Source organism: Mameliella sp. AT18, assembly GCF_028807275.1.
Taxonomy (GTDB): domain Bacteria; phylum Pseudomonadota; class Alphaproteobacteria; order Rhodobacterales; family Rhodobacteraceae; genus Antarctobacter; species Antarctobacter albus.
Map to the genome: position 1 here is coordinate 18473 of NZ_JARAMO010000034.1, position 17658 is coordinate 36130.

The window sequence follows — 17658 nt, forward strand, 5'->3', positions numbered from 1 at the left end:
GGAGAACGCGCATGAGCTGGGACAATCGTTTCGCAACCGAGGAGTATGTCTTTGGCACCGCGCCCTCGGGCTTTCTGACCGCGCATGCCGGGCTGATTCCACCGGGCGCCCGTACGCTGTGCATCGCCGATGGCGAAGGCCGCAATTCGGTCTGGCTGGCGCAGCAGGGCTGCGATGTCACGGCCTTCGACCTGTCGCCCAATGCCATCGCCAAGGCCGAGAAGCTGGCGAAGAAGGCAGGCGTGGCCCCGGACTTCAATGTCTCGACGATCGAGGACTGGGACTGGAGCCGGACCTATGACCTGGTTGTGGCGGTCTTCTTCCAGTTCCTGTCGCCCGAGGAACGCGCCCCGGTCTTTGCCGGGCTGCGCCGTGCGCTGGCTCCGGGAGGGCGGCTGATGCTGCATGGCTACACGCCGAAGCAGGTGGACTATGGCACCGGGGGGCCGGGAAACCCCGACAACATGTATACCGCAGAGATGCTGCGCGCGGCCTTCCCGGACCTGACCCTGTTGCGTCTTGCGGAATACGAACAGGACCTGGACGAGGGCGCGGGCCACAAGGGGCGCTCGGCCCTGATCGACCTGATCGGGGATGCGCCGCGCTGATCCTCAGGCCTCGCGCAAACGACCGCGTGCCGGAATTTCCTTCAGCAGGCCACCGACGCCCATGCCCGCGATGTCCTGCGGGGTGACGGGAACGCCGCACAACAGCCGTTCCAGCACCCAGTCGGCGCCGTTCAGCGCCGGGGCACGGGCGCAGCCCGGCAGGCCGATCACCGGACGCCCGGCCTGTTCGCCGTAGAACAGCAGGTTGCCGGGGTCGACCGGCATCCCGAAATGCGTGACAGAGCCGCCGGCCCGTCGCACCGCCTCTGGCGCGACGTCGTGCAGGTCAGAAGTGGCAGAGCCCGTCAGGATCAGAACCGCATCCGCATCGGTGGCCGCGACCGCATCTGCCAGCGGACCGACGCGGTGCGGCACCACCTGCTGCGGGCCGATTTGAACCCCCAGCCGATCCAGCCGATCCTGCGTGACCTTCTGCCCCTTGTCGCCGGTTTCCGACCCGTCGACCGTGGTCTGGATCAGCTGCGCGGTCCGACAGACCACGGGCCGCAGGCGCAGCCCCGCCTGCCCCGCCAGGCACGCCGCCTCCAGCGCCGCCTCGGGCACCGCGTAGGAGATAATCTTGACCGTCGCCACCATGCCGCCCGCAGCCACGCGCTGCCACTCGGGCACAGTCGCCACGGTGATCATCGGATGCAAGGCGTTCAGCGCGTGGATGCGGCCCGCCAGCACCTCGACGACGCCGGGCGCCTCGGCGTGCAGGTTCACCCGCCCGGTCGCCGCCTTGCCGATCTTCAGCCCCGCGCGCGCCGAGTCGGGGACAAGCGCCTGCGCCAGGCGCGCAGCGGCGGCGTCCTCACCGATGTCGCCGGTTTCAAGCCGTGCCGCGATGACCTCGTCCAGGCCCGCTCCGCGCAACTTGTCCAGGTCCTCGGGCGTCAGCACCCGGCCCTTGCGCAGGCGCCCCTTGTCCAGGGCGACGCTATGCGCCAGCACGGCGCCCTCGGCCTCGTCCAGCGGAACGGCGCCGAATTTCATCGCAGATCCCCGCGACGCAACACCTGAGTCATCTGCGCGATGATCGAGACGGCGATTTCCGACGGACCGGCGGCGCCGATGTCCAGCCCGATGGGCGCATGGATGCGCGCGATCTCAGCCTCGGTGAACCCTGCCTCTGTCAGCCGTGTCACCCGCTTGGCATGGGTGCGCGTCGACCCCAGCGCCCCGATGTAGAAACAGCCAGAACGCAGCGCCTTTTCCAGCGCCGGATCGTCCAGCTTCGGATCATGGGTCAACAGCACCAGCGCGGTGCGCGTGTCCAGCCCCAGAGTCTCGACCGCCTCGTCCGGCCAGTCATGCAACAGGCGCGTATCCGGAAACCGCTCGGGCGAGGCAAAGGTTTCGCGCGGGTCGATCACCGACGGATCATAGCCCGCGATGCGCGCCATCGGCAGCAGGGCCTGGGCGATATGCACCGCCCCCACCACGATCAGCCGCAGCGGCGGGTTGTGGATGCCGACAAAGACCCGGCTGTCCGGCTCGAACCCGGAGCGGTCCATCCGGAACCGATCGGCAAATCCCTGTCGGTCCAACCAACGGTCGCTGCGATCCAGGTCGACCACGTAGGCGACGGGATCGCGCGCGGCACGGGCCTTGACCAGGTCCTCGAGCAGCAGTTCCGGCAGGACGTCCCCCACGGGTTCCACCAGCACGCGAATTGTGCCGCCGCAGGCCAGGCCGACGGCAAAGGCGTCATCGTCGGAGACCCCGAACTCCAGCTCGCGCAGCTCACCCGCCTCCAGCGCCTCCAGCGCCTCGACGATCACCGCGCCCTCGACGCAGCCGCCCGAGACCGAACCTTCGATCATGCCCGTTCCGGAAATCGCCAGTTGGCTGCCGATGCGCCGCGGGGCAGAGCCCCATGTTTCGACCACGGTGGCCAGCACGGCGCCATCGCCCGCACGATGCCAGGCCAATGCCTGCTCGGGAATCGCGTCTACCCTGTCCATGAATGCCTCTCCCCTGTGACGGGCCATGTCTATCATGTAGGGGGCCGGTGTCCCCCCCTTCAATGGTCGGACGGATCAGGCGCCGCGCGTCACGTCGTGCCCGTAAAGCCAGTCGAACTGGTGCAGCATCCGGCCCGGTGCCAACCGGCCCACGACGCCCAGACCCAGATGCGCCACGCCGCGCACCAGCGGGTTGCGCAGATGGTATTTCCAGGCGTTGCCATTGGCCGCCTCGATCACCCGAACAACCCGGTCGCGGCGTCGGTGCTGGTAGCAGGCCAGCGCCGAGGCCATGTCGGGCGCCTCTGACAGAGCATCGGCCAGAACCCAGGCATCTTCCATCGCCATGTTGGCCCCCTGGGCAAGGAAAGGCAGGGTGGGATGGGCCGCATCCCCCAGCAGGACCACACCCGCGCCATGCCAGACCCGCGCCACCGGGTGCCGGAACAGCCCCCACAGGCCAGGCTGGTCCGCCCCGGCCAACAGGCCCGGCACCATCCCGCCAAAGCCCGCGAAAGCCGCGCGCAGGTTGTCGCCCGCATCCTGGTGGCTCCAGCTTTCCTCGACCCAGCCACGCCGCTCTTCGACCGCGACGACATTCACCTGGTCGCCTCCGCGCAACGGATAGCTGACCATATGGCGCCCCGGCCCCATGTGGACCCTCGCCTCTGGTGGATGGCCGACCGTGTTGGGCACCACCGCGCGCCAGGCCACCTGCCCGGTAAAGAACGGGTCCGCCACGCCGTTCAGGACCGGGCGCAGCACCGAATGCAATCCATCCGCGCCGATCACAAGTTCTGCGCCGGTGGCATCGCCATTGCAAAGCGCGACCCGCGGCGGCGTGCCCGGCATGACCTCGCGCACCTTTTGCAGCAGGCGCACACGGATGCCTGCCGCGCGCGCCTGCCCGGCCAGAAGATCCACGAGGTCCGCGCGGTGCACGAAGCGATAGCTTTGCTCGGCCGGCAGCCGGGTCAGATCCAGCCTCAGCACCTCGCGCCCACGAGCCTCGCGCAGCGAGACGGCGCGCCCGGCGACCGAGATGGCGCGAAACCCCTCGCCCAGACCCAGCGCCTCGATCACCCGCAACCCGTTGGGACTGACCTGGATGCCGGCGCCGACCTCGCGGATCGCGTCGGCCTGTTCCAGGATGCGCACCTCGGCGCCCCGCGCCCGCAGTGCAAGCGCCGCGGTCAGCCCGCCGATCCCGGCGCCGATGATGGTGATGTCGCGGCCCGTCAGTTCCATGTGCTTCCATTGGCAAAGGAAAAACGCCGAGGCAAGGCCCCGGCGTCTACCATGTCGTGTCCATGTGGTCGCGGCTCAGTCGTCGCGATGCACCTTCTCGCGGCGCTCGTGGCGTTCCTGCGCCTCGAGGCTCATGGTGGCGATCGGACGTGCATCCAGCCGTTTCAGGCTGATCGGCTCGCCGGTCACTTCGCAGTAACCATATTCGCCCTCGTCGATACGGCGCAGCGCCTGGTCGATCTTGCTGACCAGTTTCCGCTGACGGTCGCGCGTGCGCAATTCGATTGCGCGGTCGGTTTCTTCGCTGGCACGGTCGGTCACATCAGGGATGTTCCGCGTGCCTTCCTGCAGCGCTTCGATGGTGTCGCGGCTGTCGGACAGAAGCTCGGCCTTCCAGGCCAGTAGCTTGCGGCGAAAGTACTCTGTTTGCCGCTCGTTCATGAACGGTTCGTCTTCGGCCGGACGGTAATCATCGGGCAGAAAGGTCTCAGGCTTCATATCCGCTCCCTCATCAACGCCAATATCCGCCATGTTGAAATTCCTCAGATATCTGGCACCCCTGCGGGCAGGCATTAAAGCAAGCCGCGACCGTTGTCACGTCACATTAGCGTCTTTCCTCGGCCGATTTGCGGCTGCCCCTGGGTAACTTTGTGGCAAGCCCGGGATGCCCCGGCCAAGCCATTCTCGGGACTGGATTTCCGGCCCGGGGTTCCAACATCGGCACCTGTTTCCGGGCCCGGTTTTCGCCTCCGCCGCGCTTCCAAAGGTCGAAAAGCGACAGGATGGCGCAGGCCCTTCCGGCCGCTAGGCGCCGATGCCTTGACCCGCACATGAGGACACGCCGTGACGCAACGGTCGGGCACGGGTGCTGCACTTGCAAAGGCGCCCGCACCGCACTACCCCTCTGGCGACAGGTTACAGCAAGAAGGTCGCGCCATGCGTTTCGAAGGCACCGAGGAATACGTCTCTACCGACGATCTGACGATGGCGGTGAACGCCGCGGTGACACTGGAACGCCCCCTGCTGGTCAAGGGGGAACCCGGCACCGGCAAGACCGAACTGGCGCGCCAGGTCTCCAAGGCCCTGGGTCTGCCGATGCTGGAATGGGCGGTGAAATCCACCACCAAGGCGCAGCAGGGACTGTACGAATACGATGCCGTCAGCCGGCTGCGCGACAGCCAGCTGGGCGACGAACGCGTGAACGACGTGGCCAACTATATCCGCAAGGGCAAGCTGTGGCAGGCCTTCGAGGCCGAGGGCAAGGTCGTCCTGCTGATCGACGAGATCGACAAGGCCGACATCGAGTTCCCCAACGACCTGCTGCAGGAACTCGACAAGATGGAGTTCCACGTCTACGAGACCGGGGAGACGATCCGCGCGAAACAACGCCCCATCGTCATCATCACCTCGAACAACGAAAAAGAACTGCCCGACGCCTTTCTGCGCCGCTGCTTTTTCCACTACATCAAGTTCCCCGACACCGAGACCCTGCGCAAGATCGTCGAGGTCCATCATCCGGGCATCAAGCCCGCGCTGCTGACCACGGCCCTGACCCAGTTCTACGAGCTGCGCGAACAGCCGGGCCTGAAGAAAAAACCTTCGACCTCCGAGGTGCTGGACTGGCTCAAGCTGCTCTTGGCCGAGGATCTGGATGCCGAGGACCTGAAACGCGACGGCGCCAGCGCGCTGCCGAAGCTGCACGGCGCGCTGCTGAAGAACGAACAGGACGTGCATCTGTTCGAACGGCTGGCCTTCATGGCGCGGCGCCAACGCTGAGGCGATCCCGCCCCGGCCAAACCGCCGGGGGCTTGATCCTGATCAATTTACTCAGGTCCATTTTCGGCGTATGCGACGACCCAAGCCCAAAGGAGTTGTCATGCCCGCCTTTCGCCTGTCCGTTCTTGCCGCCCTGACCCTGGGCGTCACGACCCTTGCCGCCGTGGTTTCCGGTGACGCGCCCGACGTGCCCCGGACGAAGGCAGATTTGGGCGCGCTGTTGTTTCATGACGTGAACCTCTCGACCAACCGGACACAATCCTGTGCCAGTTGCCATGACCCCGCCTATGGGTTCGCCGATCCACACGGCATGGCCTCACCCGGCGACGACGGTCTGTCGCTTGGGGACCGGAACGCACCCACCGCCACCTATGCCGCTCTCTCACCCGCCTTTCACCGCGATGCCGAGGGGCGCTGGACAGGCGGACAATTCCTGGACGGGCGCGCCGCGACGCTTGCGGACCAGGCTGGTGGCCCGCCGCTGAACCCCATCGAGATGGGCATGACCGACAAGGCAGCTGTCGTGGCCCGCCTGCGTGAAGACCCGGTGTACGAGGCCGCCTTTCCGTCCCTCTTCGGCGCGGAGGTCTGGGACGAGGCGGACAGCGCCTATGCCGCCATGACGCAGGCCATCGCCGCCTTCGAGGAAACCGAGGTCTTTGCGCCCTTCGATTCCAAATACGACCGGTTCCTGCGCGGCGACGCGGAGCTGACGAAACAAGAAGAACTTGGGCGCTTGCTGTTCTTTTCGCAGCAATTCACCAACTGCAACCTCTGCCACCAGGTCGGACGCGGCCAGATGGACCCGCGCGAGACCTTTACCGATTACCGCTATCACAACATCGGAGTGCCGCAGAACGGCCCGCTGCGGGGCTTGAACGGCATTCCGCCGGACCAGGTCGACAACGGCCTGCTGGACAACCCGGCGGTGACGGACCCGGGAGAGCGGGGCAAGTTCCGCACCCCCACCCTGCGCAACGTCGCCGTGACCGGCCCCTACATGCACAACGGTGTGTTCCAGGACCTGCGGACGGTGATCCTGTTCTACAACCGCTACAACAGCAAATCCGCCGCGCGGCAGATCAACCCGGAAACCGGCGCGCCCTTTGGCCCGCCGCCTATCCCGGGTACGCTGGCGCAGGAGGAGCTGACCCACGGGCCCGCGCTGGACGATGAACGCATCGACGCACTGGTGGCGTTCCTGAAGACGCTGACCGACGCCAGGTACGAGCATCTTCTGTCCAGGGACTGACCCGAGCCCTGCCCCGGCGGCAGCTTGCGCCCGGCGGCCCGGCATGCTCTGTCGCGGGGAACACAGACGGACGGCCCCATGCTCCACATTCTGACCCATGACATCCTGCCGGTCTTCTCGATGCTGGCCTTGGGGTTCCTGCTGGGCCGCCTCGACAAGGTCAGCAAGGGTGAGGCGGGCGCGATCAACCGGATCGCTTTTCTCATCCTGCAACCCGCGCTGATCTTTCCTCTGATCTCGGCGCTGGACTGGTCATCCTTCCGGGTTGGCGCGCTGGCCGGGTATGCCGCCTCTCAGGTGGCGCTGTTCGGTCTGACCTTCGCGGTCTGCCGCCTGCTGTTCCGGCGCGAGCTGCTGGAATCCTGGCTGCTGGCGATGGCCACGATCTTCGTCAACACGCTGCTGTATATCTGGCCGATCAGCTTTCTGATCTACGGCGAGGCAGCGGCCCTGCCCGTCACCGCCATCGTTGCATGGGACGCGGCGGTCAGCTTTGCCTTCTTCATCGTCACGACGGACCTGATGGCCAATCGCGGTGCCGGACCCGGTCCGGCCCTGCGGCGCATCGCGTCGAACCCGGTGCTGATCGCCATCGCGCTTGGCATGGTGGTCAATGTCACCGGCCTGCCGGTGGCAGAGCCGATCCTGACCGCGATGGGCTTTGCCGGGGCCGGCGCCGCGCCGCTGACCCTCTTCGCCCTGGGGGTGATCCTGTCAGGCCACGCGCTGACACCGACACCATTGGTGGCCACTGTTTCCGCCCTGAAACTGCTGGCCTTCCCGGCACTGGTCGCGGGTGCCCTCTGGGCCGTGGCCCCGCCCGAGGCCTGGCAGACGCTTTTCACGCTGACCGCCGCCGGACCGTCGGGGGCAATGGCCTTTGCGCTGGCGCTGCTGTACGGCGTGCGCACGGATGCCATCGCGCCGGTCATCATCTGGACCAGTGTCCTGTCGCTGTTTTCGCTGGCCTGGCTGGCCTGAAGTGCCCCGAAACCGCCACGTTTGACCTGGCGGCAGGGTTATCAACAGGCACCCACAGTGGCAATTCGGACTCACCTGATCCAGCGAAACTCCATAAAATTAACGATTTCTGAACCGCCTTCCCGAAATCGGGAAAAAATTATCCACAGGCGGGCATAGTGCTGGGCAGAAACCAAGGTTTTGCCCTATAGTGATCCCACAGAGGACAGAAAATCCAAGGATGTCTTAGAGCATCCACACGGAACACAAAGCAGGCAGGCTTAAAAAGTGTCCCCAAATACGGCTCTCACGGTGCGCCCCCTGGCCGCCGCGGACGAACCGGAGTGGCGTGAGCTCTGGACGGCCTACCTGGCCTTCTACGAAAGCTCCGTTCCCGAACCGGTCTATGCGTCCACCTTCGCACGCCTTCTGGGCGATGATCCGCGCGACTTCAACGCCCTTGTCGCCGAACTTGACGGCAGGCTGGTCGGCCTGACGCATTACCTGTTCCACCGCCACGCCTGGAAGATCGAGGAGGTCTGCTACCTGCAGGATCTCTACGCAGTTCCCGATGTACGCGGACAGGGAATCGGTCGCGCCTTGATCCAGGGCGTCTATGACAAGGCCGATGCCTATGGCGCCGCCACCGTCTATTGGTTGACGCAGGACTTCAACACCACGGCCCGCCAGCTTTACGACCGGATCGGCACGCTGACGCCCTTCATCAAGTACCAGAGGATGTGATGCGCAGGTCCCGTCGCCTGATGCTCCCGCTCTACCTGCTGCTGGGCGCCTGCATGCCGGCCACGCCGACCGACACCGCGGCCACCCGCGCGGCCGCGGTCGACGGAACCAGCGGCCTGCCCCCGATGAAGAGCTTTGCCGCACCGCGCCCACAAGCGCCCGTGGCCTCGAACCAGGACGTGGCGCGGGATTTCCTCGACCTGGCCTTCACGCTGGAATCGGGCCGCCCGCTGCAGAGCTTTACCCGTTTCGACACGCCGATCACCGTCCGCGTCACCGGGGCGCCGCCCTCCTCGCTGGCGCCGGACCTGCGCCGACTGCTGCACCGGCTGCGCACGGAGGCCGGGATCGACATCGCGCTCAGCGGCGACCCCCAGGCCAATATCACCGTTCAGGCCGTCAGCCGGGCCGACATCCGCGCCGCCCTGCCCCAGGCCGCCTGTTTCGTGGTGCCCAACGTCTCGTCCCTGGCGGAATACCGCAGCAAGCGCCGATCCCGGTCTGTCAGCTGGTCCACGCTGACACAGCGTGAACGGCTGGCGATCTTCCTGCCCAACGACGCTTCGCCGCAGGAAGTCCGCGACTGCCTGCACGAGGAACTGGCCCAGGCCATCGGCCCTCTGAACGATCTCTATCGCCTGCCCGACAGCGTGTTCAACGACGACAACGTCCACACGGTCCTGACCGGCTACGACATGATGATCCTGCGCATCTACTATGACCCGGCGCTGCGCACCGGCATGACGCGGCGCCAGGTTGCCGACCGTCTGCCCGCGATCCTGGCCCGCGTGAACCCGCGCGGCCAGGGCATCATCCCGCAGCGGCTGGCAAAGACGCCCCGGGTCTGGATCGACGCGGTTCAGACGGCCCTTGGCCCCGGCGCCAACCCGGCACAGCGGCGCGCCGCCGCCATCGAGGCGCTGCAGGTTGCCTCGGCAATGGGCTGGACGGATCATCGCCGCGCCTTTTCGCATTACGCGATGGGCCGGCTGCTGCAGGCCACCGACCCGCAGGCGGCGCAGGATCAGTTCGTCCTGGCACAACGCTATTTTGGCCGCCGCCCGGACACCGCGCTCCATCGCGCCTATGTCGCCTCGCAACTGGGGGCCTATGCCATCGCCTCGGGCAATTCGGAACATGCCCTGGCCCTCATCGGTCCGCACCTGGACACCGCCGCCCGGCATGAGAACGCGGCCCTTCTGGCGACGCTCCTGATGCTGCGGGCCGAAGCACTGGAACTCTCGGGCCGCGTCGCCGAGGGCCGCAGCGTCCGGGTGGACTCGCTCGGCTGGGCACGCTACGGGTTCGGCTCTGATTGGGCGGTGCGCGCGAAACTGCGCGAGATCGGATCGCTCAATCCCGCGAGGCAGGGACAAGGGACGCTATGATCGTGATCCTCGGGGCGCTTCTGGGCGCCATCATCGGCGGGACAACCGCCAAACGGCGCAAGGGCAACTGGGCCGATATCGCCCAATACGCGGTGATCTATGCCATCGCCTTCGCCCTGTTGGGGCTGGTCGTGACGATCGCGCTGGAAAAGACCCTGCTGGGCTGAGGAACGCCGGAAATTCGCGGGCAATCGCCAGGATGACGGCCTGGGCGGACAGCCGAACTGCCGTCCCTTACCCCATTTCCATGCCCGGCAAATCGGGATAGCGTCGCGCCATGTTCGTACCCTTCTTCGAAACCCTCCGGAAATCCGGCGTGCCGGTCACGCTGCGCGAATACCTGACCTTTCTCGAAGGATTGCGCGCGGGCCTCGCCACCTATGACGTCGAAGCCTTCTATTTTCTGGCGCGCAGCGCGATGGTCAAGGACGAGCGGCATCTCGACCGGTTCGACCGCGCCTTCGCAACCGCCTTCAAGGGGCTGGACCAGATCAGCGCCGAAGAAGTCTTTGAGGCGGTCAACCTGCCCGCCGACTGGCTGAAAAAGCAGGCCGAAAAGCACCTGACCGAGGAAGAGCGCGCGCAGATTGAGGCGCTTGGCGGCTTCGACAAGCTGATGGAGACGCTCAAGGAGCGGCTGAAGGAACAGCAGGGCCGCCACCAGGGCGGCAACAAGTGGATCGGCACTGCCGGCACCTCGCCCTTCGGCGCCTATGGCTACAATCCCGAAGGCGTGCGTATCGGACAGGACGAAAGCCGCCACCAGCGGGCGGTAAAGGTCTGGGACAAGCGAGAGTTCCGCAACCTCGACGACTCGGTCGAGCTGGGCACGCGCAATATCAAGGTGGCGCTGAAACGGCTGCGCCGCTGGGTGCGCCAGGGCGCCGAGGAAGAGCTGGACCTCAACGGCACCATCCGCGCGACCGCCGAACACGGCTATCTTGACGTGGTCACCCGGCCGGAACGGCACAACGCGGTCAAGGTGCTGCTGTTTCTCGACGTTGGCGGCTCGATGGACCCGTTCATCAAGGTGGTCGAAGAGCTGTTCTCTGCCGCGCGGTCCGAGTTCAAGCACCTCGAACACTACTATTTCCACAACTGCCTGTACGAAGGTGTCTGGCGCGACAATTCACGGCGGTATGACCAGCAGACGCCGACCTGGGAGGTGCTGAACACCTACGGGCCGGACTACAAGTGCATCTTTGTCGGCGATGCCTCGATGTCACCCTATGAGATTGCCTATCCCGGCGGCGCCAATGAACATTGGAACGCCGAGGCCGGGCAGGTCTGGCTGCAACGGGCGCGCGACCAGTGGCACGATCACCTCTGGATCAACCCGGTGCCCGAGAAGCATTGGCAGTACACGCAGTCGATCACCATGATCCGCGAGATATTCGAGGACCGCATGGTGCCGATGACGCTGGAAGGGATCGACCGGGGCGTGCGCCTGCTGGGCTGACGTCCCAAGAATGAGCCCGTCCCGGGCGTGACCCGGGACCTCCTGCCAGTCTGGCAGACGGCCCCGGATATGCCCGGGTCACTGGGTTGCCAGCCCCCGCGCCGCACGCAGCGTCCCCGGGCCGACCTTGGCATCCAGCGCACCGTCATAAAGCCCGCGTTCCTGCAGGATCCGCTGGAAAGCCAGTGCCGTGTCCGGGTCCCAGGCGACGGCGCGGCCATCCACCCGGCCCCGGATCTCGTTGACCGAAACCTGGCCCGACTCCAGCGCCTGGACATAGAGCGAAGCCGCCTGTTCGGGGTCGTAGTCCACCCCCTCGCCGCGTTCATAGAGGAACCCCAGCGCGTTGATCGCCGCCGGGTCGCCACCCTGGGCCGACCGCCGGATCAGCGCCGCGCGCTGTGCCGGATCAGTGACCGGGCCATCCTCGGAATAAAGCTGAGACAGGGCCCGCGCCGCATCCTCGTTGCCCTGTTTCGAGGCCAGTTCGAGCATTTCGGCCGCCTTGACCACGTCGGGCAGGCCCAGTTCCTCGGCCAGGCCGCGCGGCAGGCTGCGCGGGTTCATGTAGATCGAGGCGAGACGCAGCTGGGCAAAGTGATAGCCCCCATCCGCGGCCTCCTGCAGCAGGCCGACCATCTGGCGGAAGTCGCGCGAGGTTCCGCGCCCCAGCCCGCTCATCATGCCAAGAGTGGCCTTTGCCGGAAGATCGCCGGCATCCGCAGCCGCGCGATATTCGGCGATGGCCCGGTCCAGATCCTCGGACACGTCGCCGGTGCCGAAGTTGAAATAATCACCCAGCTTGGTGCGCGCGGCGGCCACCCCGGCCTCTGCAGCCAGTTCGAAGGTTTCCAGCGCCAGGGCATGTTCACCATCGGCTTGCATCAGAACGGCCACCTGGAACAGCGCCTCGGGATCCGGGTTGGCCCCGATGACCGCCCGTTCGCAGGCAGCGCGGGCGGAACGCAGCGCGCGGAAGTAATCGCTGACCGCCTGCTTGCTGACCGGCGCCTCGGCCGTGGCCGGACCCGCCAGTTCGCGGCACAACCGGGCCGCATCTTCCGCACCGGCAGCCTGCGCCGGAGCAGCCAGCGGCATCAGCGCCGCAGCAAGAATCACTTTGGTAAGGTCTCGTGTCGAACGGATCATCCGCGCGTTCCTTTCAACTTTTCGACGTTATTTTCGCAAATGACCTGCGGGCTGTTGCCCAGATGCAAGTCCTCGCGGAAATCCGCCACCTGTTGCCGAAGCAGTTTGACTAAAATCCAGAGATACTCTTTCATTCCAATTGGATGAGATCAAACCCTATCAACGGACACATCGGTGCATGATCCGCTTTGCGGCCTTGCAGCCACAGGATGGTTGCGGGCCGGGTTGGCGAGTTCCCGCCCAAGGCGGGCCATGCCGTGCGCATCGTCATTGTTCGCTTAACGCTTCGCGACTAGGAGGCAGCGTCATGATGCAGGCACACTCCTCCGATCTTGAAATCGCCGCCGAACACAAGGGCTGGTTATCCAGACTTGATTCCGCCGCACGCCGTCCCGGCCTCGTTGCCGCCGCACTGGGCTTTGCTGCCCTGAACGCGGCTGCGGCCGTGACCGTTCTTGTCATGATGCCCGACGATCAGGGCCCGACAGCGGCACCCGCGACACCGGTCATGGTGAGCAAGCTGGCCCCGACGGTCGCGCCTGCCCCGGCCGCCGAGCCCCGGCACGCGGCCCTGAGCGAGGTGGTCCACCGTTTGCCACGCGCACAGACCTGGCACCCGCCGCACCAGCTGCCTGTCGGGCGCGACCATTCCGCCGCGCCGGACATCGCGCGCAGCGCCCCCGGCGGGCTTGCCGCGCCGCGCGCCGACGGCCTGCCGACACCGGAACTGGACAGTGCACCGCTGGCGCTGGCCTCCTTGCCGCGCGACATCACCCCGGAGCCGGACAAGGAAGTGATGAAGTCTTCCTTGGTGCCGCAGATCGCGACACTGGGGACGATCCGCCCCCGTGCCCGCCCCGAACTGGACGTTCCCGAGGTCTCCGAGACCATCCAGGTTGCGGTGTCGCTGCGTCCGAAACTGCGTCCGGAGGGTTTGAAACTGCCCGAACCCAGCATCGACCGCACACCCGAAGCAGAGGCGCCGACCGCCACGCTGGCCGCCCTGCCGCGCGCCATCGAACGCCCGGTGTCCGGCGCGACCTGCAACACCCGCCTGACCCGCGCCATGCCGAACCGCCGTGGTTCGGCGAAAGGCGGCGACGCGGTCATGGCCGGCCTGATGCGCACCAGCGGCACCGAGCGCGACCGCCTTGTCGCGCGTGAAATTCTTGCCGGAAACATGCCCTCGTTCCTCCAGGACCTGGTGCCTGTCGAAGTTTCGGGCCGCGCCCGCGATGGCTCGCCGATCCGGATCACATTCTGCGCGACGCCCGATTACCTGGCCGTCGGCAGTGACCGCGATTTCGTGCGCGTGCCGATGGGCCTGCCCGCCGCGATGCAGATCGCCGGACGCTTTGACATGATGCTGCCGACGCGCCGCATGGTGGACCAGATCTACCGCGCCGCCGACACCCGCGTGGCACCGAAGCCGATGACCCCGGGTCCGCAAATGTCCTCGACCGACTATCTCGTGCGCCACAACCGCACCGTCGAAGGCCAGTTGCGCGGAGCCTCCGTCGCCGGCCACCTGACATCGGGCCACAAGAAGGACCTGGTGCTGACCAACCGGCTGAGCAGCAACCGTGGCCGCGTGGCGATCTATGGCTGGCACCGGACCAACGGCAAGGCGATCCAGCCGCTGAGCACCGTGCACGGCGCCACCTACGCCGACTACAGCCACGGTGTTCGCCTGATCAGCCAGACCGCCTATCTGAACGGACGCCCCGTGCGCCTGGCCGATCTGATGGCAGACCCGGACTACGCATCGCTGATCAGCGACGAAGGCCCGATCCGCGCCGCGCAGCTGCAGGTCGCAAGCGCCAACTGAGACCCGGCCCGTTCGCGGACGTGAACCAATAAAGAGGGGGCGCTGCCCCCTCTTGGCCTTCGGCCAATTCACCCCCGGGGTATTTTTGCCAAGAAGAAACTCGATAGGGGCGTATCGGGCTGCACCGGACATGAAGAAACGCCGCCGGGCGATAGGCCGGGCGGCGTTTCCTGTTTCAGTGTACGGAAGCGTCAGTTCACGTCCTTGAAGCAGCGGAATCCGAGGTGGTAGTTGTGGTGGCTGCCCTGCGCCAGCACGCGTGAGCCATGCCAGTAAGGCGCGCGCCAACGGCTCCAATGGGTATGGGCGCGTACCGTGTCCCAGATGAACCAGCTGCCCTTCATCTCGGTCACGCCCAGCTTGCGGCTGCCGCGGCTGGCCATCTGGTCGGCTGCCAGCGGCAGGTTCATGTGCTCGGCCGCGTTGCCGTCGATGTCGTAGACGCCAAGCGGGCTCTTGCATTTCGGGAAGCTGCCCGCCGGATAGGTGTTGGACCCGCAGCCGGTAAAGCTGCCGCCATTGCAACCGCCGGACTTGAAGCTGCCAGTCGCGCAGACGCCGCTTTTCCAGGTCGGGCCGATGCTGTAGCGGGCGCTGGACTGGTACTTGCGGTTATGGGCCGCGCGGGCGGCCTGCACGCTCATGCCAAAGAAATAGTCCGGCGGGGTCAGCGCCCCGTGCGAGGCGCCTTCCCATTCATGCGCGTCGCCGATGCGTTTTCCCTCGGCCCAGCACAGTTCCGCCGCTTCGCGGGCACGCACCCAGGTCACCGGATAGGCCAAAGGCACGTTCGGCCATTCGAACATGTCGGCGCAGACCTTGGCATCCTCTGGCTGTTGCGTCGCCGGATCGTAGAGCGGCGCCATGTACTTCTCGCCGCAGATCTTCTCGAACCGTTTGTTGCGGTAGAACTCCAGCGCCGGGGCAGGCAAGCGCGCCTGCGCCTGTTCCGGAGTCAGCGGATGACGCGTCACCGCAGGGTTGCCCTGCCCGATCCAGCGCGAGCCGGCAAAGATCTGGCGGATGCGCTGGATCTCGGCATTGGTGACGCCCCGCGCCGCCTGCATCTGGCGAAACATCGCCTCGTTGTTCTGTTGCAGGGTCTGGGCGGCGCCTCCGGATGCGCCGATCAGCCCCGCCAGCACGACCCCCAGGGCCGCTCCGATCACCTTGCGCCTTGTCGTCATGTCGCTCACTTCCTCAGCAGGTAGATGAAGTCACGGTTGTCCGCGAAGCCCACGAACCGCGGGATCGGCGTGCCGTCGCGGCGGCGGTCGTCAATCGAGGCCATGCCGCTGACCAGGTGATGCGGCACCACGGTGCCGTCCTCCTGGGTGTAGACGGCGGCATAGGTGTGTTCCTGCGAGTTCATGTCCAGAAGCATCGCGTAGTCACAGCCATAGGCCTGGAAGGTCCGCGCCATCGCGGACGGCGTCGCGGTCGAGAAATAAGCGTAGATCAGGAACTTGCGCCCGGCGGCGGTCTTCATGCAGGCACCGCCGCGCAGGGTGCGCAGCTTGGCGTCCGCGTCGCCGGACCAGTTGCCGCCCATCCAGCTGCGCACCTCGCTGCCGGGCACCCCCTCGCCGGTGGCGGGGTCCGGTTCGACCAGGGGCACGCCGTTCTGGCGGGCAAACCGGATCCGCGGCAGGAGTTTTTCATCCTCGCGCGTCCATTTGCGCATGTCGATGGTGCCGTCATCCATGACGAGAATGGTCACAAGGTCCGGCTGCAGCTTGGAGAAGACCACGCCTTCACTGATGAACCCATAGTGATGGCCGTAGTTGGTATAGGCCTTTTCCGTAAGGCGCCAGGCGCCGTGGCTGCGTTTGAACCCGGCGGCGAAGGTGCCCACCACGCGGTCGGTCTTGGCCGGGGACAGCATGCCCGAACGAACCAGCGGCGTGGAGTCGTCGATGCCGTCGGGACCGGGTGTGCGATAGTTGCGCCCTGCCCCCGAAGGCCGGGGCGACCAGCCCAGGCGGGGGTGTTCGGTACCCAGCTCGTAGCCCAGTTCGAACTGTTCCAGATCGAAGGCCATCATGTAGACGTCGGCGCCGCGCTCTACACCGTCCAGCCCATGCGTCTCTCCCGGGCGGCTGAGGATCTCACGCGAGATCATGCCGGGCTTCATCGCGCTGGCATAGACACCGGGCACGTCCTTGATGGCGTACCAGCTGCCCGCCTCGACACGGCCGCCCTCGGCGCCTTCGAGATCGAAGTTGAAGCTGGCACGGAAGACCGGCGCATTGTCCAGCTTGGCCTTGCCAAGCGCCTTGACCGTTTCGCCCGCATCCGCGCCCTCGACCACGGGGCCGGAGTTCATGAAGGCATCCTCGTAGAAGGAGCCCTTGATCATGTTCACGATGCTTTCGCCAAAGACGACGTTGTCGCGCAGGAATTCCGCCACTGCCTCGCGGTTGGTGGAGTTGCCGCGCACCTGGTTGCGCAGGAACACGCGTTCCTCGCAGATCGGCGCGAAAGGCAGCCCGCGATACTGGGCCTCGTCCAGCTCGGGGCTGCGGCCCGACCAGGGGGCGCAGCGGTACTCGGTCGCCTCGCCGGTGATGACCAGTTCGGGCTCGGCCCCGCCCGCCAGCGCCATGACCGAATGTTCCGGATCGGCCAGTTCCAGGTGGAACTGCCGCGTGCTTGACCAGAAGCCCTCGGAGCTGACGGTCAGAACATACCAGGAGTTGATGCCCGGGTTCAGCGAGACCAGCTCATAGCTGGTGCCGTCGGCCCCCTGGGCGGTCTGGGTGGTGCGGAAGGGTTGCAGTTCGAGAATGCTCTTGGTGCGATCCTCGTTGTACTGCTGCATCTGAAGCGCGCGCGTCTGCGGATCCAGCACACCGCCTGCCTCTGCCAGTGCGGGCGTGGTGTGCAGGGTGGCGGCGGAAATGGCCGCCACCGCGGTGGCGCTGATAAAGCTCTTGGGTCGCACGATTATCCTCTCGCGTTGTCCCGGGAAAGCGGCCTGCCGCCTTCAAAGGAAATGAACAATTTTCTCCGTACCCCGCCTGGCTGGACAGTCATCCGGCAGCGCCGGGCGGACGCGGACAGTCAAAGTTACAAATGACAATTTTGAGTGTGTGAAAGCAACCCTCGCGGAACAGCTCGCGAGGATGTTATGCACAGCCGCCACAGGGGGCACCCGGGCGGCGTCCAATCCAACCGGGGCGGCGACATTGTCCGCCGTTGGAAAACACCCCGGCCCGATCCGGGGCCAAAGCAGTGCATCCTGAGGGAAATGGTGGGTGATGAGAGACTCGAACTCCC

Annotated in this window: 17 protein-coding genes; 9 read left to right on the forward strand and 8 right to left on the reverse strand. The window is 66.3% G+C overall.

All coding sequences use genetic code 11. From position 1 onward, the window contains the following. Positions 1-11 precede the first annotated feature (11 nt). Entirely contained in the window at positions 12-608 is a 597-nt protein-coding gene (locus PVW46_RS04315; protein WP_069211622.1) for an SAM-dependent methyltransferase, read from the forward strand. 3 nt (positions 609-611) lie between these two features. Here the strand turns inward: PVW46_RS04315 and PVW46_RS04320 are convergent, their stop codons facing one another. The 4 genes from PVW46_RS04320 to dksA all read right to left on the reverse strand — a co-directional run bounded on the left by PVW46_RS04320 (position 612) and on the right by dksA (position 4321). Continuing rightward, positions 612-1604, reverse strand: a complete 993-nt coding sequence (locus PVW46_RS04320; protein WP_069211621.1) for a molybdopterin-binding protein — start codon at positions 1602-1604, stop codon at positions 612-614. Continuing rightward, positions 1601-2575 carry an XdhC family protein gene (locus PVW46_RS04325; RefSeq protein ID WP_069211620.1) on the reverse strand — a complete coding sequence of 325 codons (975 nt, stop codon included), beginning with the start codon at positions 2573-2575 and terminating at the stop codon, positions 1601-1603. Before PVW46_RS04325 ends, PVW46_RS04320 begins: the two co-directional genes overlap by 4 nt. Before the next feature lie 75 nt (positions 2576-2650). Further along, on the reverse strand, positions 2651-3823 hold the full coding sequence (locus PVW46_RS04330; protein WP_069211619.1) for an FAD-dependent monooxygenase: 1173 nt from the start codon (positions 3821-3823) through the stop codon (positions 2651-2653). A gap of 75 nt (positions 3824-3898) precedes the next feature. Beyond that, complete coding sequence (dksA, locus tag PVW46_RS04335; RefSeq protein ID WP_043145369.1) at positions 3899-4321, reverse strand: RNA polymerase-binding protein DksA; 423 nt, start codon at positions 4319-4321, stop codon at positions 3899-3901. 438 nt (positions 4322-4759) lie between these two features. Between dksA and PVW46_RS04340 the strand changes: the two genes are divergently transcribed. From PVW46_RS04340 to PVW46_RS04370, 7 genes are all read left to right on the forward strand, one after another. After that, positions 4760-5599 carry an AAA family ATPase gene (locus PVW46_RS04340; RefSeq protein WP_043145248.1) on the forward strand — a complete coding sequence of 280 codons (840 nt, stop codon included), beginning with the start codon at positions 4760-4762 and terminating at the stop codon, positions 5597-5599. Positions 5600-5699: 100 nt separating this feature from the next. Further along, positions 5700-6851 (forward strand): cytochrome-c peroxidase, encoded by a 1152-nt coding sequence (locus PVW46_RS04345; RefSeq protein ID WP_274574845.1) that lies wholly within the window; start codon positions 5700-5702, stop codon positions 6849-6851. Positions 6852-6929: 78 nt separating this feature from the next. Continuing rightward, positions 6930-7832, forward strand: a complete 903-nt coding sequence (locus PVW46_RS04350; protein WP_043145251.1) for an AEC family transporter — start codon at positions 6930-6932, stop codon at positions 7830-7832. A gap of 267 nt (positions 7833-8099) precedes the next feature. Then, positions 8100-8555 (forward strand): GNAT family N-acetyltransferase, encoded by a 456-nt coding sequence (locus tag PVW46_RS04355; protein WP_069211618.1) that lies wholly within the window; start codon positions 8100-8102, stop codon positions 8553-8555. Then, the gene (locus PVW46_RS04360) at positions 8555-9943 is read left to right on the forward strand and encodes a DUF2927 domain-containing protein (RefSeq protein WP_069211617.1); all 1389 of its coding nucleotides are present in this window, start codon (positions 8555-8557) and stop codon (positions 9941-9943) included. Before PVW46_RS04355 ends, PVW46_RS04360 begins: the two co-directional genes overlap by 1 nt. Then, complete coding sequence (locus PVW46_RS04365; RefSeq protein ID WP_069211616.1) at positions 9940-10110, forward strand: apolipoprotein acyltransferase; 171 nt, start codon at positions 9940-9942, stop codon at positions 10108-10110. Before PVW46_RS04360 ends, PVW46_RS04365 begins: the two co-directional genes overlap by 4 nt. Positions 10111-10220: 110 nt before the next feature. After that, the gene (locus tag PVW46_RS04370) at positions 10221-11402 is read left to right on the forward strand and encodes a vWA domain-containing protein (RefSeq protein ID WP_069211615.1); all 1182 of its coding nucleotides are present in this window, start codon (positions 10221-10223) and stop codon (positions 11400-11402) included. 78 nt (positions 11403-11480) lie between these two features. Here the strand turns inward: PVW46_RS04370 and PVW46_RS04375 are convergent, their stop codons facing one another. Then, positions 11481-12551: a tetratricopeptide repeat protein gene (locus tag PVW46_RS04375; protein ID WP_069211614.1), complete on the reverse strand. Its 1071-nt coding sequence runs from the start codon at positions 12549-12551 to the stop codon at positions 11481-11483. Further along, positions 12548-12685 carry a hypothetical protein gene (locus PVW46_RS04380; protein ID WP_157903766.1) on the reverse strand — a complete coding sequence of 46 codons (138 nt, stop codon included), beginning with the start codon at positions 12683-12685 and terminating at the stop codon, positions 12548-12550. Before PVW46_RS04380 ends, PVW46_RS04375 begins: the two co-directional genes overlap by 4 nt. Before the next feature lie 173 nt (positions 12686-12858). On the opposite strand from PVW46_RS04380, the gene PVW46_RS04385 reads away from it, so the two are divergent. Next, positions 12859-14379, forward strand: a complete 1521-nt coding sequence (locus PVW46_RS04385; protein WP_069211613.1) for a hypothetical protein — start codon at positions 12859-12861, stop codon at positions 14377-14379. A gap of 191 nt (positions 14380-14570) precedes the next feature. Here PVW46_RS04385 and PVW46_RS04390 read toward each other — a convergent pair whose 3' ends face one another. Continuing rightward, a complete protein-coding gene (locus PVW46_RS04390) occupies positions 14571-15566 on the reverse strand; it encodes an SUMF1/EgtB/PvdO family nonheme iron enzyme (RefSeq protein ID WP_069211612.1) in 996 nt (331 codons plus the stop codon). 5 nt (positions 15567-15571) lie between these two features. Further along, positions 15572-17323 carry a hypothetical protein gene (locus tag PVW46_RS04395; protein ID WP_069211611.1) on the reverse strand — a complete coding sequence of 584 codons (1752 nt, stop codon included), beginning with the start codon at positions 17321-17323 and terminating at the stop codon, positions 15572-15574. Between the last annotated feature and the right edge of the window lie 335 nt (positions 17324-17658).

What these genes read in the sequence shown, in the direction of transcription:
- PVW46_RS04340 (WP_043145248.1), top strand. Translation starts at nt 4,760, where the DNA reads ATGCGTTTCGAAGGCACCGAGGAATACGTCTCTACCGACGATCTGACG.
- PVW46_RS04375 (WP_069211614.1), bottom strand. Translation starts at nt 12,551, where the DNA reads ATGATCCGTTCGACACGAGACCTTACCAAAGTGATTCTTGCTGCGGCG.
- PVW46_RS04380 (WP_157903766.1), bottom strand. Translation starts at nt 12,685, where the DNA reads ATGAAAGAGTATCTCTGGATTTTAGTCAAACTGCTTCGGCAACAGGTG.
- PVW46_RS04370 (WP_069211615.1), top strand. Translation starts at nt 10,221, where the DNA reads ATGTTCGTACCCTTCTTCGAAACCCTCCGGAAATCCGGCGTGCCGGTC.
- PVW46_RS04345 (WP_274574845.1), top strand. Translation starts at nt 5,700, where the DNA reads ATGCCCGCCTTTCGCCTGTCCGTTCTTGCCGCCCTGACCCTGGGCGTC.
- PVW46_RS04330 (WP_069211619.1), bottom strand. Translation starts at nt 3,823, where the DNA reads ATGGAACTGACGGGCCGCGACATCACCATCATCGGCGCCGGGATCGGC.
- PVW46_RS04385 (WP_069211613.1), top strand. Translation starts at nt 12,859, where the DNA reads ATGATGCAGGCACACTCCTCCGATCTTGAAATCGCCGCCGAACACAAG.
- PVW46_RS04350 (WP_043145251.1), top strand. Translation starts at nt 6,930, where the DNA reads ATGCTCCACATTCTGACCCATGACATCCTGCCGGTCTTCTCGATGCTG.
- dksA (WP_043145369.1), bottom strand. Translation starts at nt 4,321, where the DNA reads ATGAAGCCTGAGACCTTTCTGCCCGATGATTACCGTCCGGCCGAAGAC.
- PVW46_RS04365 (WP_069211616.1), top strand. Translation starts at nt 9,940, where the DNA reads ATGATCGTGATCCTCGGGGCGCTTCTGGGCGCCATCATCGGCGGGACA.
- PVW46_RS04325 (WP_069211620.1), bottom strand. Translation starts at nt 2,575, where the DNA reads ATGGACAGGGTAGACGCGATTCCCGAGCAGGCATTGGCCTGGCATCGT.
- PVW46_RS04320 (WP_069211621.1), bottom strand. Translation starts at nt 1,604, where the DNA reads ATGAAATTCGGCGCCGTTCCGCTGGACGAGGCCGAGGGCGCCGTGCTG.
- PVW46_RS04390 (WP_069211612.1), bottom strand. Translation starts at nt 15,566, where the DNA reads ATGACGACAAGGCGCAAGGTGATCGGAGCGGCCCTGGGGGTCGTGCTG.
- PVW46_RS04315 (WP_069211622.1), top strand. Translation starts at nt 12, where the DNA reads ATGAGCTGGGACAATCGTTTCGCAACCGAGGAGTATGTCTTTGGCACC.
- PVW46_RS04360 (WP_069211617.1), top strand. Translation starts at nt 8,555, where the DNA reads ATGCGCAGGTCCCGTCGCCTGATGCTCCCGCTCTACCTGCTGCTGGGC.